The organism is Ruegeria sp. CE9, assembly GCF_056537425.1.
The window spans coordinates 846519-869186 of record NZ_JBQFRO010000001.1 but is presented as its reverse complement, the minus strand read 5'-3'; the positions used below and the strand labels follow the sequence as shown (position 1 = coordinate 869186).

Here is a 22668-nt window from a genome sequence, read left to right as displayed (position 1 = left end):
ACGCGTTGCCCCAGCCGGTTTAGCTGGCGGGCATGGCGAGAATTCCTTTGTTGCAGATGTCCGGTATCTCTCTGACTTTCGGAGGTGATCCGGTGTTTTCTGGTCTGGACCTAGTGGTTCAGCCCGGCGATCGTGTTGCGCTGGTTGGGCGGAACGGGTCGGGTAAGTCCACACTGATGAAAGTAATGGCCGGGTTGGTTGAGGTCGATCAGGGCGATATCGTGATCCCTCCAGGTAAATCAGTGGGTTACATGGAGCAGGATCCTGATATGCAGGGTTTCGCGACGCTGGGAGACTATGCGTCAAGCGGGCTGGAGCCGGGGGAGCTCTACAAGGTCGAACGTGCTGGCGAAGGCCTGAAATTCGATCCCGCGCGCGCGGTTGAAATTGCGTCCGGGGGCGAGCGGCGGCGGGCGGCATTGGCGAAACTGATGGCCGAGGCTCCGGACCTGATGCTTTTGGACGAGCCGACCAACCATCTTGATATCGAGGCGATTGCTTGGCTCGAACGTGAGCTGGGCTCGACGCGTGCAGCCTATGTGCTCATTTCGCATGACCGTGCTTTCCTGCGGGCGCTGACCCGCGCGACGCTGTGGATCGATCGCGGCGTTGTAAGGCGGCAGGAACAGGGGTTTGAGGCCTTTGAAAGCTGGCGCGACAAGGTCTGGGAAGAAGAGGACCAGCAGCGCCACAAGCTGAATCGCCTGATCAAATCCGAGGCTCGTTGGGCGGTCGAAGGCATCAGCGCGCGCCGCAAACGTAACCAGGGCCGGGTGCGGGCATTACAGGCGCTGCGCGCCGAGCGGGCAGCACAGATCAAGCGCCAAGGTTCTGCAGCTATGGCTTTGGAATCAGGTCCAAAATCGGGTCGGAAGGTGATTGAGGCCAAAGGCGTATCCAAGGCGTTTGGATCGCAGCAGATTGTGCGTAATTTTGACCTTTTGGTACAACGCGGAGACCGAGTGGCCTTTGTCGGACCGAACGGTGTGGGCAAGACCACACTACTGAAAATGCTGCTGGGCCAGGTCGAACCCGACGAGGGTACGGTGGTGCTGGGCACTAATCTTGAGATTGCTGTGTTCGATCAGGCGCGTGCACAGCTAGACCCGGAGATGAGCCTGTGGGACAGCCTGACGGGTGATCCCGAGATGCGGGTTTCAGGAAAGGCCGATCAGGTGATGGTGGGAGGGCAGCCCAAGCATGTCGTGGGCTATCTCAAGGAGTTTCTGTTTGACGACGCGCAGGCAAGAGCGGCTGTTAAGTCCTTGTCTGGTGGGGAAAAAGCGCGGCTTCTGTTGGCGAAGCTGATGGCGAAATCCTCGAATCTGTTGGTGCTGGACGAACCGACGAACGATCTGGATGTCGAGACGTTGGACCTCTTGCAGGAATTGCTGGACGACTATGACGGAACTGTTCTGCTGGTCAGTCACGACCGGGATTTTCTGGATCGCATCGCCACAACGACGATCGCGATGGAGGGCATTGGGCGCGCAACCGTTTACGCCGGTGGCTGGTCCGATTACATCGTGCAGCGCGGTGAGGTGGGTCAAAAAAAAGAAGAAAAAGCAAAGCCTTCGAAGCCGAAGATAAAGCAAGAGGCGAAGGCGAAAGCGGGGCTTTCATTCTCGGAAAAACACCGGCTTGAAAAGCTGCCTGCCGAGATCGAACGTCTGGAAGCCGAGATCGCAAAGCTGGAAGAACTGATGTCCGACCCCGACCTGTTCACTCGTGAGCCTGTCAAATTCCAAAAGGCGACGGATGCACTGGTTGAGCGGCAGGAAAAGTTGTCGGCAGCCGAGGAAGAGTGGCTGATGCTGGAAGAGAAGGCCGAAGCGGGTTCTGTCTGAGTTGTACATTCTGAAAAGACTGGTTTGTATGAGTTGTACAAACCAAAACGCCTGATCAGTTCGCAGTCGGGTCCTTCATCCCAATCCTTATGTTCAACGAGGACCGCGCCCAGGGGGATTGCACACCGTCCGTTTCGCTGATCACGTCTGAACGTACCTGGTCAAACATCTGTTCGAGGGTTAGACCGGAGGTCCCGATCGCGCGCGCAATTGCTGCCGTGTAGGGGCTGTTGGACCCGGTCCCATCCAGTGCAACTTCTCCAGGCCCGGTGGCATAAGCGATCAGGTTGTTGGTGCGTGCGGTCATACGCGCAAGCCCATCACCCACATCAACAGTGACGTTCGACTGATTGCCAAATGGATTGTCGCGGCAGGCGTCCAGGATCATCACGCTGACAGCCTGTGGGGTGTGAATACGATCCAGAACCCATTCTGCCGGGACGGCTTCGCCTGCAATGTCAGCTTCGGATTCAATATTTACGCTCAGTGGGAGAAGATAGTTAAAGTCATCACTGCGCACACCATGACCTGCGAAATAAAACACAGACAGCGCTTCTGACCCTGCCGCGCGCACTTTGCTTGCAAAGGTCTCAACCTCCTGCATCATCTCAGCGCGATTCACATCTCTCAGCGTTGTGACAGAAAAGCCTGCGCTGCGCAGTTCATCGCTCATCAAAAGCGCGTCGTTCACAGGGTTGTCGAGCGCCGGGACATTTTCGTAGCTGGCATTTCCGATCACCAAAGCAAATCGTTCATGCGCCGCTGCTGGTCCGACGAACAGGGCGGTGATGATGTAAAGTGCTGCAAAAATGCGGGTCAATTGTTTCTCCAAATTTTCTTGAGCCAGAAGTGCCACCTGGCCAATCCAGTTTACCCCATAGCCACGACCTGTTTCGTGGGCGTTCATCACGCCGGGCAGCAAACCAACGCAAGACATTCAAAGTCAATACGAAATTGGTAGCGTTGCCCGGCGAAGGCGGCATTCCTAAAGAATGCGAAGCAGACTCTATGTGAGCGAGAATTGTCTGATGCCGTTCAGTTTTTCCTGTGATTTCGGCCCGTGAAAAAGATAGTGAATTCGAGTGGTTACACACGTTACAGTGGATCTGTATCGGTTGACATAGCGCGTGCCGGGTTGCCGACAACGGTTTCTCCAGCAGGCACGTCTTTGGTGACCATGCTTCCGGCGCCGACGATGGCGCGGTCTCCGATGGTGACGCCGGGCATGATGATTGCCCCACCGCCGATCCAGACGTTCTCGCCAATCGTCACTGGATGATCGATTTCAAGTCCTTGGGCGCGCAGGACTGGGTCTTTGGCGTGTTGGGCGCAATAAATTTGCACCGTAGGTCCAAGCATCGAGTCGCTACCGATGTGGACAGGCGCGGTGTCGAGGATGACACAGCCCGCATTCAGATACACTCGATCGCCCAGCGTTAGGTTCATCCCGTAGGCGCAGTGGAAGGGAGCCTCGACATAACAATTCTGCCCGATACCCGAGAAAAGCGACGCCAGTTCGGGCGCAATTGCCCCTCGGTCATCGGGTGAACAGGTGTTATGGGCATGAACCGCGCGGCGCGCCTTCATGCGCAGCATTTCCAGTTCAGGATCGATGCAGCAATACCATTCGCCCGCCGCCATTTTCTGCAACTCGGTCATAAAGTCCGTCTTAGCGCATGCGCAGGGCACCGTCGATACGGATGACCTCTCCGTTCAGGTAACCCATTTCGACGATGAACCCGGCCAGACGCCCGTATTCTTTTGGATCGCCCAATCGGGCAGGGTTGGGGACGTCGGCGGCAAGCTGTTGCTGCACCTCTTCGGGCAGTCCGGCCAGCATCGGGGTCATAAAGATGCCCGGTGCGATGGCCATGACGCGGATACCGGTCGAGGCCAGATCGCGCGCCATGGGCAGCGTCATGCCCACCACACCGCCCTTGGAAGCAGCATAAGCGGCTTGACCCTTTTGCCCATCAAAAGCGGCGATCGAGGCGGTGTTGATGATCACACCGCGCGCGCCATCCGGTTCGGGATCGTTCTTGGCCATCTCTGCGGCAGCGAGACGTGAGACGTTGAAGGTGCCGACCAGATTGATGTCGATGGTGCGCTGAAACGCGTCCAGAGGGTGGGGGCCGTCTTTGCCAACGGTTTTGGCCCCGATTGCGATCCCGGCGCAGTTTACGGCAGCGTTGATGCGGCCCATCTTATTCATCGCCTGTGCGATGGCTGCGGCGACCGAGGCCTCATCTGTTACGTCGGTCTGTGCGAAATGTCCGCCGATTTCAGCGGCGACCTTTGGGCCACGCTCGGCATCACGGTCAAGGATGGTGACCTGCGCGCCGTGTTCGGCAAAGTGGCGGGCGGTGGCTTCACCCAGGCCAGAAGCTCCGCCGGTGATCGCCGCAGCTGTGGTTGAGAGTTGCATGGCGGGCTCCTTCTTGATCTGAACACTTGTTCAGATAATCGCAACCGTAGCCTCCTGTCCAGTCAGAGCTTTGGTCAATCAAGCCTGTTACGCTGTTGCTCAGGATGCGCGCGAGCAGTGGCTGGCGCATTTGATTTTACACCCCGATCGACTTTTACGTGCACTCAAATCGCTGCCACTGCTTAGTATCTGACGCAGGTTTCTTCATAAGGCACTCCGGCTGCTCTAATTTTCTCGGCCAACCATGACAGGCTAACCCCCGAATATGATCGGAGCTGTACGGGGTCGCGCGAATGGAAGTGTATCCAGTACTCTCGTTCATCAATGCCTTCGGTTTTTTCGATAGTTCTGATCTCGATCTGGCTCAATTCCTCAAGCGGCACTTCAAAACCCTCTTCAGTCCCATGCGCATGTTTAGGGACGTGCCACAGCAAAGAATGATCTGTGAGGCGAAAGTGCCATTCACCTTTCGTAGAAATGGCGCGAATGGCAAAAATTAGTTCTTTAAATAGTCGGTAGAATCCACTGCCAATGCATACCAATCCTAAAAAAGACCAAGCCGACCAAGTTTCGATGGATTCAATGCGCAGCTGCAGAACCGTTTCTTCTGGGATGAGGAGAAACCCAATCCAGATCAGAACAACAGAAAGCAGAGGCGCTATGACGAGACGGAGGATGTTCCGCATTCGGACGGATTGTCGAACGTCAAAATACAAATCGCCTTGGTCGATCTCTGTCAACTTTTTCTCCCAGGCGACGATTGTAACTGTCGTCAATTAAGTATCCGAACAGGATGTTTTCCGAATGACCGATGTTTCACCTAACGTTGTATGATCATTCTAAAAATTGACTTCCGACTCAACTTAGCCTCTCGGGCTATTTAAGGAGGCTTGTCGCAGGTCACGATGGCCGGAATGTGGCAATTGCCAAACGCGCGCCAAATACCGCATATCGAGTTTTTTAATCGGTAAAATATGCGAATAAGGTGGCAACCCGAGAGGCTGCCACCTGTCTGGATCAGCTCAGTTGCACCAGCGCGTGGCGTTTCTTGCCTGCGCTCAGCTTGATCGGTGAGGACAATGCGCCTGCGTCGATCATCAGGCCCGCATCGGTCAGCGGGGCGTCGTCCAGCTTGGCGCCGTTTTCGGCGATCAGGCGTTTGGCCTCTTTGCCGGATTTGGCGAGGCCGGATTTGACGATCAGCTGGACGATGGACATGCCTTCACCCAGTTCCGAGGCGCTCAGCGTGAGGGTCGGGAGGTCGCCGCCTACGCCGCCCTTCTCGAATACCTCGCGCGCGGTGGCTTCGGCAGTTGCAGCGGAATCGGCCCCGTGCAGCAGAGTGGTGACTTCATTGGCGAGGCGGATTTTTGCCTCGTTGATTTCGGAGCCCTGCAGCGCGGCCATGCGGTCGCATTCGTCTACTGAAAGCTCAGTGAAGATTTTCAGGAACCGGCCCACATCGGCGTCGGTGGTGTTCCGCCAGAACTGCCAGAATTCGTAGGCGCTCAGCATGTCGTCGTTCAGCCAGACCGCGCCGCCCTGTGACTTGCCCATTTTGCGGCCATCGCTGGTGGTCAGCAGGGGGGTCGTGAGGCCATAGATCTCGTGATCCAGCACCCGGCGGGTCAGGTCGATGCCGTTGACGATGTTGCCCCACTGGTCCGAGCCGCCCATCTGCAGAACGCAGTTATACCGGCGGTTCAGTTCGAGGAAGTCATAGGCCTGCAGGATCATGTAGTTGAATTCGAGGAAGCTCAGCGACTGTTCACGATCCAGCCGCGATTTCACCGATTCAAAGCTCAGCATCCGGTTGACCGAGAAATGTCGCCCGATATCGCGCAGGAAATCGAGGTAGTTCAGGCTGTCGAGCCATTCGGCATTGTTCAGCATCAGCGCGCCGGTGTCGCTGTCATCGTAAGACAGGTATTTCGAGAACACCTGCTTCATGCCCGCGATATTGGCATCGATCTGTTCAGGGCCCAGCAGGGGCCGTTCGTCTGACCGGAACGAGGGGTCGCCCACCTTGGTGGTGCCGCCACCCATCAGGGTGATCGGTTTATGCCCAGTCTTTTGCAGCCAGCGCAGCACCATGATGTTCATCAGGTGACCCACGTGCAAAGACTGCGCCGTGGCGTCATAGCCGACATAAGCCGTCTGCACCCCAGAGATCAGCGCGTCGTCAAGGCCCTGATAATCGGTGCAGTCGGCGAGAAAGCCGCGCTCGATCATCGTGGCGATGAAATCCGATTTGGGGTGGTAGGTCATGACGCTCAATAGGCCCTGTATTCTGGCCCTCTCTGCAAGGGCTGGTGTAAGTCATAGGTCAGTAATTTCAAAACCAGACCCGCTTGGTTGCACGACGGTAGTTACATTCATGCGACTGGCCTTCTAATTCCCTAAGTCTCGCAGAATGTCCAGTCATTGCAGAGCAAGTGCAGTCCGCACCTAAACCAACGGGCGGGTAAGCTTTGGAAAGGAAACATAAGGAGACAACGCATAACGTAGCGCAGGATGTCGATTCGATCTTTGAAGCGCAGAAAATCCTGCCGGAGAACCTCTGCTTCTAGCGTTCAGTGTGTCCGGACAGAAGCGGTTTTTCATTCTTGATGTGGCGTTCAATCAATTGCTTTTGCAGCTTCGCGGACGGGATCGGGCAGGCGGGTCTGGGGGTAAACTCCAGTTCTGCGATCTCGGGAAAGATGCTCAGGATTTCTGTTCGCGCTTCTGCACTGATGGCCTTGAGCACTTCTGGTCCGGTAAACAGGCTTTCCGATGGTGCGCCTTCGGCATAGATCACCTCGTGCTGCCCGAAAAGGAGATGAAAATACTCGACACTCCGGGCATCGTGATCGATGAAAATACCGGGCAGTGAAGTCAGATTGACGGCGGGTACCAGAACTTCGGAAGTCCTGAACATACGCTCGACGATCTTTGAAGACACCAGCATCCGGTGCTGCCGGGACACCACAAGATCACGCTGAGGCAAGCCCAGACCCAACGCTCCGGCACTGATGCGAACCGGGCGAAGCTTGGGGTTCGAGGCCAGTTCAGAGGCAGATATCGTGCGACGAAACACCCGCAGCAGGGTGGCAAATCCGGGTTCCTTACCTGCGGGATCAAACACTTCGACCTCATCGCCGGCTTGCAGATCCTCGACCGCCTTCTGACCGCCCCTTACCCGAATATTCGAGCCACTGGTGAAACAGGGAACAAAGTCGTCAACGGGCAGATTTACGACTGGACTGGTGAAGGCACCGTCACCCAGCGCCGTGATCGTAAGTGTTGTGTTGAGCGGAGGGACATCCCCCAAAAAGCCGATGAAGAACCCTTGCTCGGCTCCGCCGCCAAACGCGTCGTCGCCGCTGGAATCATAATCGAAAACGCCAATCGTATAGGTATTGGTGCCATCCGTGACTATGTAATTGTAGTCCCAGGCAATTGCATTCCCCAGATAGGTTTGCGTGGGGTCGTCGGGGAATTCGTTGGTTACGCCGTCTCCCTCGATGGTGTTGGGATCAACACCATCAGTAATTTCGATCGTATTGTATGCGGAGATCTCAAATGTCGTTCCAACGCCGCCGAATTGGGCCTGGTTCGTGGTCAGAGTCGTGTCCGTCCGAAATGCACCGTATATGTTTGGCATAAACCCTGTTCAGGCCAATTCACTGACGCTTTTTACTAAGCGGTATGAATCTACTCACCTGTCCTCAATTTGTTGTCTGTGCTTTGCTGCATGTTAGTATCTCATCTATAAGCATTGGTGCAACATCTGCGAATGTCCGGGGTTTTGAGCCTGCGCTTTTATTGCAATCAACATCCCAAAGTACCCGCCGTTATTTAGTCGCTATGTTTCAATGCAAATCTGTCGAAGCTGAATTATATGGAATGATCGAAGGTGCGTCAGATCAAGCGGAACATTGAAATCGGCGACGGACATTCTTGGGAGAGCTTGGCACCCGCTGTAAGGATCTGTGAACATATGGTAATGGACTTTGTACAGCTCTTTCATCAGCACACGGAACTGCGCTGCTTTTGAGAACGCCCAGTTGCCGTCATTCGCGGTCTAATGCCTTTCGGAACGCTGTAGCGAGGCACGGTACAGGCGCGAGCAGGGGCAAGGAAAAGGCACCATTTCCAAGAAAAGTGCCGCTCGCGCGTGATGTGTCTTGCCTTGGCTTTGTATTACCGTGCAGGTTGTGCCCAGAGCCCGGCAGAACGGGTGGAGAGACGCAATACGAGGTCAGCGTGGGCAGGGTCATCAGCAAATCGGGGGCGATCAGGTCGTTGGGGGCCATGTCAGGCACATCTTTGGACGGTGTGGATGCAGCGGTCGTTGAAACCGATGGGCAGCAGATATTCGGATTTGGTCCCAGTGCTTACCGTGCCTATTCCGATGGTGAGCGCGCCACATTGCGCGCGGCATTGGGGCAATGGCATGGACCGGATGTCGATATCTCGGCTGAGTTGGTGACGCATGCGCATGCCGAGTTGCTTTCAGAGTTCGAAGAGGTCGACCTGATCGGCTTTCACGGCCAAACATTGGCGCATGAGCCGCGCGGGCGTGGCACATTGCAGGTAGGTGACGGTCTGGGTCTGTCTCAGGCATTGGGGCTGCCGGTGGTTTGGGATTTCCGCAGCGATGATGTGGCGCTGGGGGGAGAGGGTGCGCCTCTGGCCCCGTTTTTTCATTTCGCCTGCGCCAAATGGATTGGCGCGGAAGAGCCGCTGTGTTTCCTCAATCTCGGGGGCGTGGGGAATCTGACCTATGTTGATCCGTCTTTTGACGGGCCTGAAGCGCCGGGGGCGTTGCTGGCCTTTGATACCGGGCCGGCCAACGCGCCTGTCGATGACCTGATGCAGGCGCGGCTGGGGCTGCTGATGGATCGGGAGGGCGCGCTTGCCCGGGAAGGTACGGTCGAGACCGGCGCGCTGGAGCTGTTTCTGGCTGAGCCTTATTTCAATCGGATGCCGCCGAAATCGCTGGATCGGAATGATTTCTCGGAAATGATCGGTTTGGTGACGGAACTGAGCGATGCGGATGCGGTTGCCACACTGACCGGAATGAGCGCAGCTGGCGTGCTGCAGGGGATGGAGCATTGTCCCAAGCCACCCGCCCGCATGCTGGTGACCGGGGGTGGACGGCACAATCCGGTGCTGATGGAAATGCTGCGTGTGTCGCTAGATTGTCCAGTGGAGCCGGTTGAGGCGGTTGGGCTGGATGGCGATATGCTGGAGGCGCAGGCCTTTGCCTATCTCGCCGTGCGTGTGGCGCGGGGATTGCCGACTTCAGGCCCCGGAACAACTGGTGTGAGCGCCTTGGTTGGGGGCGGTGTTGTCTCGTCACCGGCGCGGGGTGCTGTGGTGACCGGGTAGGGGGCTCTGCCCCCGTCGCTTTGCGACTCCCCCGGGATATTTTTGGCCAGATGAAGTAGCGGATCTAGTGCCGGAGGGTATGCGTGTAATCCTGCGTGAATTCAGTGTAGCCGTCAGAGGTGGATCTCAGGTGCGCTTGTGTCCAGCGGTGGAACGCTGGGAGGTGGTGGAATGGCACGTTCGGGAAGGCGTGGTGTTCTGCGTGGTAAGGCATGTTCCACGCCAGAAATCGGACGATCCGATTGGTGAAAGTGGTGCGCGAGTTTTCCAGCATATTGGCGACGGGTGGGCAGAGGCCGTGTTCGGCAAGCAGGTAGAGTCGTAGGAACGGTTGGCCGACAATCACGGGCAAGAGCCAGAGCCAGAATATTGCGGGTGTGAAGAACAGGCTGAACCCAGCGAGGGCATATAGGGCGAGCAGAAGTCGCGCCTCGGTCCGGATGGCGCGATGCTGTCGGGCGGGCAAATAGTCGGCATCGATCTTTCCCCGCGCGTTTCTGACCAGAGTGCTTGCCATAGCGGACCAGTAGAGCCAGCCGGTCAGGTAGACGGCAAGGCTGCGCCAAGTGTCGGGGCGGGGTTTGCCATCAAGCTCGGGGTCTTTTGTCGGGTGGTTGGTCCATTTGTGATGCGCCAGGTGGAAATAGCGAAACCAAGTGAACGGCAGGCAGATGGGGATTGAGACCAGATGCCCGATCACATCGTTCAGCCAGCCCGTTTTGAACGGCGTCTTATGAGTGCATTCGTGGCTGAGCGTGAACAGGAAGACCAGCAGCAGGCCTTGGGGTAGGATCAGCAGGGGCCAGAAGGGAACTTGCAGGGCGAGGCCGGTTGAGGTCGCGGCCAAGGCTCCGAAATAGATCGCGAGATGTTTTAGGCCCGCGAAGTCTGATCGCTGTTGCAGCTTGTCCTTGGCCTCGGGCGGGATTTCCGCGATCAGAGAGCGGTGGTCCATTTGACTACTTTCCCGGAATGTCAAAGCCGGGTTCGGCCAGTTCAAACCCGTCAAATTCAAAGCCGGGCGACACTGTGCAACTGACCAGCGTGTAGTCGCCGCTGCAGCGGGCGGCTTGCCAGTGGCCTTTCGGCACAATGAGCTGTGGCGCGCCTTGCGTCAGGTCGGGTGTCAGCACGTGGTCCTTGGCAGGGCCGGTATCGCTGGCGCTGAGCGAGAGGATCAGCGGAGCACCGGAGTGGTAGAGCCAGATCTCGGTCGCGTCGACCTTGTGCCAATGGCTGCGCTCGCCTTCGGCCAGCAGGAAATAGATACATGTGCCCGTGGCGCGACCGGGATTGTCGGCGCGCCAGGTTTCCTTGAACCAGCCACCTTCGGGGTGCTGTTGCAGGTTTAGCTGCTTGATGATGTCTTGCGCAGTCATTGTGCCCTCGGGTTGATTGCCGGGATTATGCACGGGCGGGCGCGATCTGCTATGGCAATTATGCGGGCAACACATATGTTTGCCGCATGACCTTGATGATCCCCTTTGACAATAGCTATGCGCGGCTGCCTGATAGCTTCTTTGCGCGGCAGGACCCTGTGCCTGTGCGCGCGCCAAATCTGATCGCCTTCAACAGTGACCTTGCGCAATTGCTGGGGATATCTCCCGGTGATGTGGAAGAGATGGCACATGCCTTTGCGGGCAATGCCGTGCCCGAAGGTGCGCAGCCCTTGGCGCAGCTTTATTCTGGGCATCAATTTGGCACCTATAACCCCCAGCTTGGCGATGGTCGCGCGGTGCTGCTGGGTGAGACGGTTGGCACCGATGGGAAACGCCGGGATATCCAACTGAAGGGCTCAGGTCAGACGCCGTTTTCGCGGCAAGGCGATGGGCGGGCCTGGTTGGGGCCGGTGCTGCGTGAATATGTGATGTCCGAGGCGATGCATGCGCTGGGCATTCCCACGACGCGCGCTTTGGCGGCGGTCGAGACCGGAGAGATTGTGTTGCGCGAAGGCCCGATGCCCGGTGCGGTGCTGACCCGCGTGGCGCAGAGCCATCTGCGGGTGGGCACGTTTCAGGTGTTTGCAGCACGGGGGCAGGTGGAGAACCTGCGGCAGCTGACCGAGTATGCCATTCAGCGCCATTACCCCGAGGTTGAAGGGCCGATGGGCTTATTGCGCGCAGTTCGGGATGCGCAGGCGCGGTTGATCGCACAATGGATGAGCGTGGGTTTCATTCACGGGGTGATGAATACCGACAATAGTTCGATCGCGGGGGAGACCATCGATTACGGGCCTTGTGCGTTTATGGACAGCTATCACCCCAATACGGTCTACAGCTCGATCGATCGGATGGGGCGCTATGCCTATTCCAACCAGCCCGATATAGCGGTCTGGAATCTGGCGCAGTTGGCGACGGCCCTGATTCAGCAGTACGAAGATAAAGAGGCGGCTGTCGAAGAGGCCACCGAGATTGTCCACACCATGCCGGAGTTGATGCAGGAGCATTGGCTGCAGCGGTTCCGGGCCAAGATTGGATTGGTACGGGCGGAGGAAGGGGACCTTGAATTGATCTCGGACCTACTCACCCGGATGGCGCAGAATCAGGCGGATTTCACCAACACGTTCCGTACACTGGGCGAAGAGCGTGCGCGGGATCAGTTTACCGATCCGGCCGCTTTTGACGAGTGGGCCACGGGCTGGCGGGTGCGACTGGCGCGTGAGGATGCGCCGTCAGATGTGATGGCTGAAGCCAATCCGGCTTTCATTCCGCGCAACCACCGGGTTGAGCAGATGATTCAGGACGCTGTGCAGGGGGATTATGCACCGTTCCATCGGCTCAACGAGGTGTTGGCGCGGCCCTATGAGGATCAGCCGGAGGCAGCTGATCTGAAGCGACCTCCGGCAAAGGATGAGGTTGTGCATGCGACGTTTTGCGGGACTTAGGATGCCGGGATGAGTCGTTTTCTTGAAAAGAAACCGGGCCTGAAACTTTGAAAGTTTCAGGTTCCTTAAGTTAATTGAGTCACAAAGTGGTATTTGCTCTAGATTTGAAAGCACAAGAGGCCCAAGGCCCGTCTGCGTTTGCTTCGGCTTGCACTTGCCCTGTCAGTTGGCGATCTTGGGGCAAACCAGTATTAGTGTGCCGATGACCAATCACCCGACGTTGCGACTTGCCAGTTACAACATTCAGAAATGCCTTGGCCTTGATTTCCGGCGCCAGCCGCAGCGGATTCTGCAGGTCATTGAAAACATGCAGGCCGATATTGTTGTGCTGCAGGAGGCGGACAAGCGTCTGCCACCGCGTCCCGCTGCCTTGCCGCACTTTATGCTGGATGAAGCTGGTTGGCAGATCGTTGATCTGGGTGGTGCAGGCAGTCTTGGGTGGCACGGTAACGCAGTGATCTGGCGCGGGGATTCCATTCAGGTGCGCCAGACCGGGCATCATGATTTGCCGGGGTTGGAGCCGCGGGGGGCCGTGCGGGTGGAATTCGATACCCCTATCGGGCCATTGCGCGTGATGGGGATGCATTTGGGGTTGTTCCCCGCATCGCGTCGCCAGCAGATCACCCATATCCGCCGCTGTGATTCTGATCTGGACGAGATGCCCACCGTCTGGGCCGGGGATTTCAACGAGTGGTCGCGCCAGCCGGTGTTGGATCATCTCGCACCCAATATGCAGTTCTTGCCACCTGTCCCAAGTTTTCCAGCAGCGCAGCCCCTTGGTGCGCTGGACAGAATCGCGCTGGGTCAGGGGCTTGAGGCGATATTGCATGGGGTGCATGATGCGCGGCCTGCGCATATCGCGTCAGACCATTTGCCGGTCTGGGCGGACCTTCGCCGCGCGGCCTGAAGTAAAATCGTCTGTGGCGCCGCGCGCATGGACATATTAAGACAGAGGTCCGAACAGATCCGGGGGTCACCATGTCCGATACGATTATCGCCCGTTGCGAAGCCAAGGGCTTGCGCATGACCGGCCAGCGCCGGACCATTGCTCAGGTCTTACAGCAAAGCGCGGATCACCCGGATGTGGAAGAGCTGTATGCGCGCGCCTCGGCCGAGGATGCGGGCATCTCCATCGCTACCGTATATCGCACTGTGAAGCTGTTCGAAGAGGCAGGCATTCTGGAGCGGCTGGAGTTCGGTGACGGCCGTGCGCGGTACGAGGATGCTGAGCGTGATCACCATGACCATCTGATCGATATGCAGTCCGGCGCGGTGATCGAGTTTGTTGATCCCGAGATCGAAGCACTGCAGGAAAAGATCGCGGCCAAGCTGGGATACAAGCTGAAAGGCCACCGGCTGGAGCTTTATGGCGTGCCGCTGGAGAAAGACTGACCTATCACGAAACGCGATAGATCAGCACACATGAATTCATCAATCTTGTCGCAATAGCGCTTGCGACGTCGGCTGCGTTACGATTTTGCTGCAGGAATGCCTGAGGGCGGAATATTCCAACGGAAACGCGCATGAACAACGTACACGGCATTTTGCTGATCATCGGCTCGATGGCGGCCTTCGCGATCGAGGATATGTTTATCAAATACCTCTCGGTCAGCGTACCGACCGGTCAAATTCTGATTGCTCTGGGCGTCGTTTGCGGCCTGAGTTTTGCCGTGTTGTCGGTAGCGACGCGCAAACGGATATTTGATCCGGCGGCGTGGTCGCTTTTGCCGCTTGCCCGTGCGGCAGCTGAAGGTGTGGGTGCGGTTCTGTTTGTGACCGCGCTGTCCCTGATCGATCTGTCCACCGTTGCCGCGGTGTTTCAGGCCTTGCCGCTGGCGGTGACAATGGGGGCCGCGCTGTTTCTGGGCGAGATGGTAGGGTGGCGCCGCTGGAGCGCGATTGGCGTCGGCTTCATAGGCGTCCTGATGATCATTCGCCCGGGTTTGGAAGGGTTTCAGCCTGAAACGCTGCTGGTTGTTGCGACCGTTTTTCTGATCGCCGCGCGCGATCTGATCACACGCAAACTGGATGTGCGGGTGGCATCCACAGTTGTTGCGATGCAGGCCTATATCGCTGCGATCGTGGCAGGGGTTGTTTTGATGATCACCACCGGCCAGTCTGTCGTGCCCGTGCAATCATCGCAGGTTCTGCCTTACCTGGCTGCGTTTGTCTTCAGCATGTTGGGCTATTACGGAATTGTCGCCGGAATGCGGTTGGGCGAGGCCTCGGCCATGATGCCGTTTCGCTATACGCGCCTGGTGTTTTCGATGATCGCAGGTGTGCTGATGTTCAATGAACGCCCGGATGCGATGACGCTGGCAGGGGCCACGCTGATCATTGGGTCTGGTCTTTACACCTTCGTCCGTGAACGTCGTCTTGCGCGTGAGATGGTTCCGGCCTGACCCGTGTTGGCGCAAACAGTAAGCTGTTAGCCCTAAAGGTCGGCCAATACGCGTGTTAGCGATAACGGTAGCGGTTTACTTTTCGTCGCGTGCTGCTATGAGGCATGCAATCGTTGCCATATTGGGACCCGTATCATGAGCACCATCATCGACATCCACGCACGCGAAATTCTGGACAGCCGGGGCAACCCGACTGTCGAAGTGGACGTGATCCTGGAAGACGGCACCATGGGCCGCGCCGCAGTACCTTCGGGGGCGTCTACGGGTGCTTATGAGGCGGTTGAAAAGCGGGACGGCGACAAATCCCGTTACATGGGCAAAGGCGTGCTGGAAGCGGTCGCTGCGGTGAACGGAGAAATCGCTGAAGAGCTGGTCGGCTTTGACGCGACCGAGCAGGTGGCCATTGATCAAGCGATGATTGAACTCGACGGGACCGAGAACAAGGGCCGTCTGGGCGCCAACGCCATTCTAGGCGTCTCGCTGGCCACCGCAAAGGCGGCGGCGGATTTCACCACGCAGCCTCTGTATCGCTATGTTGGCGGCACATCGGCCCGTGTTCTGCCAGTTCCGATGATGAACATCATCAACGGCGGTGAGCACGCGGATAACCCGATCGACATCCAGGAATTCATGATCATGCCCGTTTCGGCCGCGAACATCCGCGAAGCCGTGCGCATGGGGTCCGAGGTGTTCCACACGCTGAAGAAAGAGCTGTCGGCGGCGGGTCTAAGCACAGGGATCGGGGACGAGGGCGGCTTTGCGCCAAACATCGCCAGCACGCGCGAGGCACTGGATTTCATTCTGAAGTCCATCGAAAAGGCGGGCTACAAGCCGGGTGAAGAAATCCATCTGGCATTGGATTGCGCTGCAACCGAATACTACAAGGATGGCAAATACGTTCTGTCTGGTGAGGGCAAAACACTGTCATCCGAAGAGAACGCGGACTATCTGGCGGCGCTGGTCAATGATTACCCGATCATCTCGATCGAAGACGGTATGTCCGAAGACGACTGGGACGGCTGGAAGGCCCTGACCGACGCGATCGGCGACAAGGTGCAGCTAGTGGGCGACGATCTGTTCGTGACCAACCCCGCGCGTCTGGCCGAAGGGATCGAGCGCGGCTGCGCCAACTCGATGCTGGTCAAGGTGAACCAGATCGGTTCGTTGACCGAAACCCTGCGCGCCGTCGATATGGCGCATCGCGCGCGGTACACCAACGTGATGTCGCACCGCTCGGGCGAGACCGAGGACGCCACGATTGCCGATCTGGCGGTTGCGACGAACTGTGGTCAGATTAAAACCGGCTCGCTGGCGCGGTCAGACCGGTTGGCAAAGTACAACCAGCTGATCCGCATCGAGGAATCGCTGGGTGAAGTCGCAGAATACGCGGGTGCTTCGATCCTAAAGCGCTGATCTGCGCCAATAACGAATCCAACCCGGTCCCTGCGCAGGGGCCGGGTTTTTTCATTGTGCCCGGCAATTCACCTGTTTCGCTTAGGCGTGAATCCATCTTAGGTTGCGTTGACACATTCAACCACGGACAAACGCTTTGCTTTCAAGACATTTTGTTGCCGCCGGTATTTTACAGATTTTGACCGTGCCCGCATGGGCGGACTACAGATTGACTGATGGCAACGAGGTCTCGGACCTGCAGGTGTTTCAGGAATGCGACGTCTGCCCCGAGATGATCGTGTTGCCTTTGGGGGAGTTCATCATGGGTGGACCGCCGGGAGAATCGCACCTGAACATTCACTTTGAGGCAGGCAATATTCGCCCCGTTACACCTGACGATCCGTATATCGCGCATCATGAAGGGCCATTGCACCGGGTTGAGATTGATATGCCAGTCGCCATGGCGCGGAATGAAATCACCTATGATCAATGGATGGCCTGTGTCGAGGATGGTGGGTGTGGCGGCTATACTCCGCAAAACTATATTCTGCAGAAAAATGCACCTCGTGCCACGGTGGAAGGAAACCATCCGGTCATAACGGTCTCGTATCTGGATGCGGTGTCTTTTGCTGAGTGGCTGAACATTAAGGTGGGCGCAGATGTCTACCGCCTGCCAACTGAGGCAGAGTGGGAATATGCGGCAAGAGCGGGGACTCAAACTCCATTTGCGCAAGGCGAAGAAGTAAACACTGATCAGGTGAATTTCTTGGGCGCACCAACCGAAGAGATGCTGGGCAAGAAACGCCCCGACCTTCTTTCTCGAGGCAAACCCGTTCCTGTCGATGAGCTTGACGCTGCAAATGCTTGGGGCCTGCGACACATGTCGGGGAATATATCCGAAGTTACCGCGTCTTGTTGGTCGGAGAGGCATGCAGGCTGGGAAACTTCCAGCATACATCTCGAGAAAACTGTACAGCCCACATGCCCGCGGAGGGTGGTGAAAGGCGGTGCATTTTGGACCGCCATGGATTTCTCACGCGTTGCCGTACGTGGGCGCACTAGAGAAGCTGCGCGCACTACAACAGGTGGGTTTCGGGTATTACGAGATTTAGTGGGCAATTCACGCTAGTCTGCACCGAGAGAATGAGAATCTGAGTATCTTAACAGGCGGTTTGATACTTGTAGTTAGACAGTGAGGAGATTCTAATGACCACATTCAAACCCATCGCAGGCGCGGTTGCGCTGATGATCTTGCCTCATCTCGCCTGGGCCGACCGCCCACCTGAGGCTGTGTGCCAGAAGATGGTCGAAGGCGATCCCAGTGGGCAGATCACGATGGAGGAATGCCTGTGCACCTATAACGTCGCCGATACGGTGCTGGACGATGACATCAAGACGCTCTTGTTCGACTCCTGGTACACGGGCGAGAATATCACCGAGAAGTTGAACGCGCTGCCGCAGCCCAAGCGGGTGCCGAGGCAGTTTAAGACCATGGAGAGGACCTTCAACAAAAACTGCCTCTAATTTCGAAAGCCACCGACATAAAAATCGTTATGTGTGAACTTGTTCCTTTAACGGAACCGTGATCCCCGATAGTCTGCATGTATTGCAGAAAGGGGGACGATATGTCTGCTTCAAAGGTCTTTCTTGTAATTTCAATGCTTTCCGCAGGGCTGTTGGCCGCTTGCTCAGAGCCGGGGACCTATCCGATCACGGGAATGCAGGTCTCACAGGATGATCCGGTGCAGGAAATGGCCAATCCGGCTGTTATTTTCCGGGGAGAGTCTCGTTAAAGCGATTTGCTCATCAGCATGTAGCGATCGCGCGGTTTGAAACCTGAGCGCAGATAAAGCTTTTGCGCGGTTTCATTGGTGCGGTCGACCTCAAGATGCAGGGCGGCCAGACCAGCCTCGGCCAGCGCTTTGGGGAGATCATGCAGGACTTCGGTGGCGATGCCACGGCCGCGAACGGCGGGGCGGATGTAGATTTCATCGACAAAGGCATCCATGCCGCCGAACTCGATAGACCAGCCGAAGGTGAGGATGACATAGCCCAGCGGCGCACGTCCCGGCCCGATCAGATATACGCACCCATGCGGTATGCCGTCCAAAAGCGGAGCCAGCGCGTTGCGGCGTTTCTCGTCATCCTGCGCAATCCCGGATTCCGAATGAAACGCTGCAACCAGCGTCATCAGGCGGTCCAGATCGTCGGGGCGGGCAAGGCGGAGTGCGGCGGTCATAGGCGGGCAAGTCTTTCTGTGAGCAGGTCGAAGAAACCCTGAGCGTCCACATCGCCCATGAACATGGCATTTGGCGCGCGATCCGTGACCCGCCACCAGTCGGCCACTGTCATGCCCAAGGTCAGTTCTGACTGAATTTCGATCTCAACATTGATGTGGCGGCCCGAGAACAGATCCGGCCGGATCAGATAGGCGGTGACGCAGGGATCATGCAGCGGTGCGCCTTCTGATCCGTATTTTTCCTTGTCGAAGCGTTCGAAAAAATCGGTCATCTCGGCGACGGCATGACCAACCTTGCTGTCCAATGCCCGGAACGCATCGTTGCGATGGGGCGTGACCAGTGCGTCATGGGTCACATCCAGAGGCATAACCACGATATGCGCGCCGGATTTAAACACGATATCAGCCGCTTCGGGGTCTACGTAGATGTTAAACTCGGCGGCAGGCGTGATGTTTCCAACCTCGAAATACGCACCACCCATCAGCACGATTTCCTGCACGCGCTCGATGATGTCGGGCGCTTTTTGGAAGGCGGAGGCGATGTTGGTCAGCGGCCCCAGCGGGCAGAGAGTTACTGTGCCGGGCTCATGTGCGCGCAGGGTATCGATGATGAAATCAACCGCGTGGCCTTCGGACAGCGACATTTCGGGGTCGGGTAGAACGGGGCCGTCGAGCCCGGTTTTGCCATGCACATGTTCGGCCGTGACCAAAGGCCGATTCAACGGGCGATCGCACCCGGCGTAGACTGGAATTTCGGTATGGCCCGCCAATTCGCACACGATGCGCGCATTCTTGGCGGTCAGTTCTAGCGGCACGTTTCCGGCGACAGCAGTGATGCCCAAAACCTCGATCTCTTCAGGGCTGGCAAGGGCCAGTAGAATAGCGACGGCGTCGTCCTGGCCGGGATCGGTGTCGATGATGATCTTGCGGGGCATGGGGGTCTCCGGGGGCGGTGAAGGTCGGACACTCGCAAGTGTCGAGCGGCTTGTCTACCAGTTTTACACGTCCGCCGGGACATCCACCGGCGGGAGTTTGCCATTGGCGCGGTGTTCTTCGATTTTCACCTCATCCCACAGCGCATCCATTTCGGCCAGATCGCTTTGGGTGGGGGTTTTGCCGCGCTCCGCGAGCCGTTCTTCGACTTTTTCAAAGCGGCGAGTGAACTTGGCATTGGTGCGGCGCAGAGCGGCCTCGGGCTCGATGCCCAGGTGGCGGCCAAGGTTGACGATGACGAACAGCAGATCGCCGAATTCATCTTCGAGCGCGTCGGCATCCATGCTGTCGCGGGCCTCTTCCAGTTCGGCGGCTTCTTCGGTGATCTTAGCAAGCACATGGCTGGCGTCAGGCCAGTCAAAGCCAACGCGTGCGGCACGTTTCTGCAGTTTATGCGCACGAAGCAGGGCGGGCAGGTTGGCGGCCACGCTATCCAATGCGCCTTTCTGTTCCTTACCCGCGCGTTCTGCGGCTTTGATTGTTTCCCAGTCTTTCGTCTGCTGATCTGCGGACTTGTCGCGGGATTCGTCACCGAAGACATGCGGATGACGGGCGACCATCTTGTCGGACATGGTGCGCACTATGTCCTGAAAGGTAAAATGCCCAGCCTCTTCAGCCATTTGCGCGTGGAAGACGGATTGGAACAGCAGGTCGCCCAGCTCTCCCTTCAACTCGTCATAAGCCTCGCGTTCGATGGCATCGGCAACCTCATAGGCTTCTTCGATCGTGTAGGGGGCGATGGTCGAAAAATCCTGTTCGATATCCCACGGGCAACCGGTTTGCGGGTCGCGCAGGCGGCGCATGATTTCCAGCAAACGCTCGATACCTGCGTCCGTGTCGTGGATCAGAGGATTTTCGGCCATTGCGAACCCTTTCGTTCCGGTGTCAGATGCATCCATCCCGCAGTCAGGATCAGGAGTCCAGCCCAGATGCCCGTCGTCAACCGAATTGCCGATTACGCCGCCGATATGGCCAAGTGGCGCCAGCACCTGCATACGATCCCCGAATTGGAGTTCGAATGCTATGAGACCGCCGCTTTTGTGGCCGAGCGACTGCGCGAGTTTGGGGTGGATGAGCTACATGAGGGGATCGCCAAAACAGGCATGGTCGCGATCATCAACGGTCAGGGCGAGGGGCCGACCATTGGCCTGCGTGCCGATATGGATGCGCTGCCGATCACCGAGGAGACGGGCGTAGAATACGCCTCAAAAAACCCCGGCAAGATGCACGCATGCGGCCATGACGGGCACACCACCATGCTGCTGGGTGCTGCGCGCTATCTGGCCGAGACGCGGAATTTCGCAGGCCGCGTTGCGCTGATCTTTCAGCCCGCCGAAGAAGAGGGCGGCGGCGCAGGCGTGATGGTCGACGAAGGTATCATGGATCGGTTCGATATCGCGCAGGTCTATGGAATCCATAACACGCCGGGCCGACCTGAGGGCTTGTTCGAGACCACTCCGGGGCCGCTGATGGCGGCTGTCGATACGTTCGAGATCCATATTCAGGGCGTGGGCGGCCACGGGGCCATGCCGCATGAGACGCGCGACCCGGTGATGGCGGCTTGCGGGATGGCGCAGGCGATCCAAACTATCGTCAGCCGCAACCACTATGCGCTGGACGATCTGGTGGTGTCGGTGACGCAGATACACACCGGAACAGTGAATAACGTGATACCTGATACCGCTTATCTGAACGGCACCGTTCGCACCTTTGATCCGGCCGTGCAAAGGATGGTCAAAGAGAGAATGGCGCAGATCGTGGCGGGGCAGGCGGCCTCGTACGGTGTTGAAGCCAAACTGGACTATCAGGAGGGTTATCCCGCCACTATCAACGACGCCGACAAGGCGGCATTCGCGGCTGAAGTGGCGCGGGATGTATCCGGCGCGGAACGCGTGAAAGATGATGCTGGGCGTGAGATGGGGGCAGAGGATTTTTCCTACATGCTGCAGGCCCGACCCGGTGCTTACCTGTTTATGGGGCAAGGAGATGGCGCGGGGCTGCACCATCCGAAATACAACTTCAATGACGACGTCGCGCCGATCGGAGCGTCCTTCTTCGCACGGATCGTCGAAAAGGCACAGCCGTTGGGCTGACAGGGAAAAGACATGGCACTGGAAGATGCAAAGAACCAGGTGGATGAGGCATTCACCAACCCCGATCTTAAGGGGCTGTCCTATGAAAACACCTTTGGCGGCGCGACTTCATTCCTGCGGCGGATTTATACCAAAGACCTGACTGGTGCGGATATTGCTGTAACCGGCGTGCCTTTCGATCAGGCGGTGACAAACCGCCCCGGAACCCGGCTTGGCCCTCGCGCGATCCGTGAGGCGAGCGCGCTGCAATCGCCGGATGCGCCTTATGGCTGGCCTTTTGATGCTCTGAGTGAGCTGGCCATCGTGGATTATGGCGACATGGCCTATGACTACGCCAATATCCCGGCCTTTCCCGACACGCTGACCGACCACATTCGGACCATTCTGAAGGCCGATGTCGCTTCGGTCACGCTGGGCGGGGATCATTATATCAGCTTCCCGATCCTCAAAGCTTATGCCGAGAAATATGGGCCGATGTCGCTGCTACAATTTGATGCGCATACGGACACCTGGGCCGATGACGACATGTCCCGCGTGGATCACGGGACGATGTTCTACAAGGCAGTGAAATCGGGGTTGGTTGATCCGAAACGCTCGGTTCAGGTGGGCATTCGCACTACAAACGAAGACACGTTGGGCGTCAACATCATCGACGCGCGCGAGGTTTACGAATCCGGCCCAGCCGCCGTGGCGCAGAAGATCAGGGGTATTCTGGGCGACAGCCCCGTGTACCTGAGCTTCGACATCGACGGTCTGGATCCTGCTTTTGCGCCCGGTACTGGTACGCCGGTCTGGGGTGGGCTGAGTTCGATTCAGGCGCAAATCATCCTGCGCGACATTGCCGGGATCAACCTCAAAGGTGGCGACGTGGTCGAGGTTTCTCCGCCCTATGACACCTCTGGTGCGACGGCGATTGCGGGGGCTCATGTGGCAACACAGATCATTTGCCTTTTGGGGTGGAACAAGCTGGTGAAGCCTTAACCTTTGGTTAGGCATAATCCCGGTATCTGCTTGGTG

Annotated in this window: 24 protein-coding genes; 12 read left to right on the top strand and 12 right to left on the bottom strand. The window is 57.6% G+C overall.

All coding sequences use genetic code 11. The features are described from left to right. Positions 1-32: 32 nt before the first annotated feature. Positions 33-1847 (top strand): ABC-F family ATP-binding cassette domain-containing protein, encoded by a 1815-nt coding sequence (locus tag ACR0B3_RS04320; protein WP_480807980.1) that lies wholly within the window; start codon positions 33-35, stop codon positions 1845-1847. 55 nt (positions 1848-1902) lie between these two features. Here ACR0B3_RS04320 and ACR0B3_RS04315 read toward each other — a convergent pair whose 3' ends face one another. From ACR0B3_RS04315 to ACR0B3_RS04285, 7 genes are all read right to left on the bottom strand, one after another. Further along, positions 1903-2667 (bottom strand): caspase family protein, encoded by a 765-nt coding sequence (locus ACR0B3_RS04315; RefSeq protein WP_480807979.1) that lies wholly within the window; start codon positions 2665-2667, stop codon positions 1903-1905. A gap of 275 nt (positions 2668-2942) precedes the next feature. After that, positions 2943-3506, bottom strand: coding sequence for a sugar O-acetyltransferase (locus ACR0B3_RS04310; protein ID WP_480807978.1), 564 nt, complete (start codon positions 3504-3506; stop codon positions 2943-2945). A gap of 10 nt (positions 3507-3516) precedes the next feature. Further along, complete coding sequence (locus tag ACR0B3_RS04305; protein ID WP_480807977.1) at positions 3517-4272, bottom strand: SDR family NAD(P)-dependent oxidoreductase; 756 nt, start codon at positions 4270-4272, stop codon at positions 3517-3519. Positions 4273-4454: 182 nt separating this feature from the next. Further along, a complete protein-coding gene (locus tag ACR0B3_RS04300) occupies positions 4455-5012 on the bottom strand; it encodes a hypothetical protein (RefSeq protein ID WP_480807976.1) in 558 nt (185 codons plus the stop codon). A gap of 277 nt (positions 5013-5289) precedes the next feature. Further along, positions 5290-6540 (bottom strand): tyrosine--tRNA ligase, encoded by a 1251-nt coding sequence (tyrS, locus tag ACR0B3_RS04295; RefSeq protein ID WP_480807975.1) that lies wholly within the window; start codon positions 6538-6540, stop codon positions 5290-5292. Between the two features lie 298 nt (positions 6541-6838). Further along, positions 6839-7918 (bottom strand): Hint domain-containing protein, encoded by a 1080-nt coding sequence (locus ACR0B3_RS04290; RefSeq protein WP_480807974.1) that lies wholly within the window; start codon positions 7916-7918, stop codon positions 6839-6841. 409 nt (positions 7919-8327) lie between these two features. Further along, positions 8328-8570 carry a hypothetical protein gene (locus ACR0B3_RS04285; protein WP_480807973.1) on the bottom strand — a complete coding sequence of 81 codons (243 nt, stop codon included), beginning with the start codon at positions 8568-8570 and terminating at the stop codon, positions 8328-8330. Here ACR0B3_RS04285 and ACR0B3_RS04280 point away from each other — a divergent pair. Next, positions 8569-9648, top strand: coding sequence for an anhydro-N-acetylmuramic acid kinase (locus ACR0B3_RS04280; RefSeq protein ID WP_480807972.1), 1080 nt, complete (start codon positions 8569-8571; stop codon positions 9646-9648). The genes ACR0B3_RS04285 and ACR0B3_RS04280 overlap by 2 nt on opposite strands. Before the next feature lie 64 nt (positions 9649-9712). Here ACR0B3_RS04280 and ACR0B3_RS04275 read toward each other — a convergent pair whose 3' ends face one another. Both ACR0B3_RS04275 and ACR0B3_RS04270 read right to left on the bottom strand, forming a co-directional pair. Then, positions 9713-10603 (bottom strand): fatty acid desaturase, encoded by an 891-nt coding sequence (locus ACR0B3_RS04275; protein ID WP_480807971.1) that lies wholly within the window; start codon positions 10601-10603, stop codon positions 9713-9715. A 4-nt stretch (positions 10604-10607) separates the two neighbouring features. Beyond that, a complete protein-coding gene (locus tag ACR0B3_RS04270) occupies positions 10608-11027 on the bottom strand; it encodes a cupin domain-containing protein (RefSeq protein WP_480807970.1) in 420 nt (139 codons plus the stop codon). Between the two features lie 86 nt (positions 11028-11113). On the opposite strand from ACR0B3_RS04270, the gene ACR0B3_RS04265 reads away from it, so the two are divergent. The 8 genes from ACR0B3_RS04265 (at position 11114) to ACR0B3_RS04230 (ending at position 18119) form a co-directional block, all read left to right on the top strand. Then, entirely contained in the window at positions 11114-12532 is a 1419-nt protein-coding gene (locus ACR0B3_RS04265) for a protein adenylyltransferase SelO (RefSeq protein ID WP_480807969.1), read from the top strand. A gap of 202 nt (positions 12533-12734) precedes the next feature. Beyond that, complete coding sequence (locus tag ACR0B3_RS04260; protein WP_480807968.1) at positions 12735-13439, top strand: endonuclease/exonuclease/phosphatase family protein; 705 nt, start codon at positions 12735-12737, stop codon at positions 13437-13439. A gap of 71 nt (positions 13440-13510) precedes the next feature. After that, complete coding sequence (locus ACR0B3_RS04255; protein ID WP_170683579.1) at positions 13511-13924, top strand: Fur family transcriptional regulator; 414 nt, start codon at positions 13511-13513, stop codon at positions 13922-13924. Positions 13925-14055: 131 nt separating this feature from the next. Continuing rightward, positions 14056-14934: a DMT family transporter gene (locus tag ACR0B3_RS04250; protein WP_480807967.1), complete on the top strand. Its 879-nt coding sequence runs from the start codon at positions 14056-14058 to the stop codon at positions 14932-14934. A gap of 135 nt (positions 14935-15069) precedes the next feature. Further along, entirely contained in the window at positions 15070-16347 is a 1278-nt protein-coding gene (gene eno / locus ACR0B3_RS04245) for a phosphopyruvate hydratase (RefSeq protein WP_480807966.1), read from the top strand. A 208-nt stretch (positions 16348-16555) separates the two neighbouring features. Then, entirely contained in the window at positions 16556-17455 is a 900-nt protein-coding gene (locus ACR0B3_RS04240) for a formylglycine-generating enzyme family protein (protein WP_480807965.1), read from the top strand. Positions 17456-17532: 77 nt separating this feature from the next. Continuing rightward, the gene (locus ACR0B3_RS04235) at positions 17533-17850 is read left to right on the top strand and encodes a hypothetical protein (protein WP_480807964.1); all 318 of its coding nucleotides are present in this window, start codon (positions 17533-17535) and stop codon (positions 17848-17850) included. A 101-nt stretch (positions 17851-17951) separates the two neighbouring features. After that, positions 17952-18119, top strand: a complete 168-nt coding sequence (locus tag ACR0B3_RS04230) for a hypothetical protein (RefSeq protein WP_480807963.1) — start codon at positions 17952-17954, stop codon at positions 18117-18119. On the opposite strand, the gene ACR0B3_RS04225 is transcribed toward ACR0B3_RS04230, so the two are convergent. From ACR0B3_RS04225 to mazG, 3 genes are all read right to left on the bottom strand, one after another. Then, positions 18116-18565, bottom strand: coding sequence for a GNAT family N-acetyltransferase (locus tag ACR0B3_RS04225; RefSeq protein ID WP_170758304.1), 450 nt, complete (start codon positions 18563-18565; stop codon positions 18116-18118). The genes ACR0B3_RS04230 and ACR0B3_RS04225 overlap by 4 nt on opposite strands. After that, positions 18562-19500, bottom strand: coding sequence for a nucleoside hydrolase (locus ACR0B3_RS04220; protein ID WP_480807962.1), 939 nt, complete (start codon positions 19498-19500; stop codon positions 18562-18564). The genes ACR0B3_RS04225 and ACR0B3_RS04220 overlap by 4 nt, the downstream gene beginning before the upstream one ends. A 63-nt stretch (positions 19501-19563) precedes the next feature. After that, positions 19564-20421, bottom strand: coding sequence for a nucleoside triphosphate pyrophosphohydrolase (mazG, locus tag ACR0B3_RS04215; protein ID WP_480808026.1), 858 nt, complete (start codon positions 20419-20421; stop codon positions 19564-19566). 66 nt (positions 20422-20487) lie between these two features. On the opposite strand from mazG, the gene ACR0B3_RS04210 reads away from it, so the two are divergent. Continuing rightward, entirely contained in the window at positions 20488-21651 is a 1164-nt protein-coding gene (locus tag ACR0B3_RS04210; protein ID WP_480807961.1) for a M20 aminoacylase family protein, read from the top strand. A 12-nt stretch (positions 21652-21663) separates the two neighbouring features. Beyond that, complete coding sequence (gene speB, locus ACR0B3_RS04205; protein WP_480807960.1) at positions 21664-22632, top strand: agmatinase; 969 nt, start codon at positions 21664-21666, stop codon at positions 22630-22632. Positions 22633-22668: the final 36 nt, after the last annotated feature.

Excerpts from the sequence above, each read along its gene's own strand:
- ACR0B3_RS04270 (WP_480807970.1), bottom strand. The coding sequence starts at position 11,027 with ATGACTGCGCAAGACATCATCAAGCAGCTAAACCTGCAACAGCACCCC.
- mazG (WP_480808026.1), bottom strand. The coding sequence starts at position 20,421 with ATGGCCGAAAATCCTCTGATCCACGACACGGACGCAGGTATCGAGCGT.
- ACR0B3_RS04280 (WP_480807972.1), top strand. The coding sequence starts at position 8,569 with ATGTCAGGCACATCTTTGGACGGTGTGGATGCAGCGGTCGTTGAAACC.
- speB (WP_480807960.1), top strand. The coding sequence starts at position 21,664 with ATGGCACTGGAAGATGCAAAGAACCAGGTGGATGAGGCATTCACCAAC.
- ACR0B3_RS04255 (WP_170683579.1), top strand. The coding sequence starts at position 13,511 with ATGTCCGATACGATTATCGCCCGTTGCGAAGCCAAGGGCTTGCGCATG.
- ACR0B3_RS04290 (WP_480807974.1), bottom strand. The coding sequence starts at position 7,918 with ATGCCAAACATATACGGTGCATTTCGGACGGACACGACTCTGACCACG.
- ACR0B3_RS04305 (WP_480807977.1), bottom strand. The coding sequence starts at position 4,272 with ATGCAACTCTCAACCACAGCTGCGGCGATCACCGGCGGAGCTTCTGGC.
- ACR0B3_RS04225 (WP_170758304.1), bottom strand. The coding sequence starts at position 18,565 with ATGACCGCCGCACTCCGCCTTGCCCGCCCCGACGATCTGGACCGCCTG.
- ACR0B3_RS04230 (WP_480807963.1), top strand. The coding sequence starts at position 17,952 with ATGTCTGCTTCAAAGGTCTTTCTTGTAATTTCAATGCTTTCCGCAGGG.
- ACR0B3_RS04320 (WP_480807980.1), top strand. The coding sequence starts at position 33 with ATGGCGAGAATTCCTTTGTTGCAGATGTCCGGTATCTCTCTGACTTTC.
- ACR0B3_RS04265 (WP_480807969.1), top strand. The coding sequence starts at position 11,114 with ATGACCTTGATGATCCCCTTTGACAATAGCTATGCGCGGCTGCCTGAT.
- tyrS (WP_480807975.1), bottom strand. The coding sequence starts at position 6,540 with ATGACCTACCACCCCAAATCGGATTTCATCGCCACGATGATCGAGCGC.
- ACR0B3_RS04210 (WP_480807961.1), top strand. The coding sequence starts at position 20,488 with ATGCCCGTCGTCAACCGAATTGCCGATTACGCCGCCGATATGGCCAAG.
- ACR0B3_RS04220 (WP_480807962.1), bottom strand. The coding sequence starts at position 19,500 with ATGCCCCGCAAGATCATCATCGACACCGATCCCGGCCAGGACGACGCC.
- ACR0B3_RS04260 (WP_480807968.1), top strand. The coding sequence starts at position 12,735 with ATGACCAATCACCCGACGTTGCGACTTGCCAGTTACAACATTCAGAAA.
- ACR0B3_RS04235 (WP_480807964.1), top strand. The coding sequence starts at position 17,533 with ATGACCACATTCAAACCCATCGCAGGCGCGGTTGCGCTGATGATCTTG.
- ACR0B3_RS04275 (WP_480807971.1), bottom strand. The coding sequence starts at position 10,603 with ATGGACCACCGCTCTCTGATCGCGGAAATCCCGCCCGAGGCCAAGGAC.
- eno (WP_480807966.1), top strand. The coding sequence starts at position 15,070 with ATGAGCACCATCATCGACATCCACGCACGCGAAATTCTGGACAGCCGG.
- ACR0B3_RS04250 (WP_480807967.1), top strand. The coding sequence starts at position 14,056 with ATGAACAACGTACACGGCATTTTGCTGATCATCGGCTCGATGGCGGCC.
- ACR0B3_RS04310 (WP_480807978.1), bottom strand. The coding sequence starts at position 3,506 with ATGACCGAGTTGCAGAAAATGGCGGCGGGCGAATGGTATTGCTGCATC.
- ACR0B3_RS04285 (WP_480807973.1), bottom strand. The coding sequence starts at position 8,570 with ATGGCCCCCAACGACCTGATCGCCCCCGATTTGCTGATGACCCTGCCC.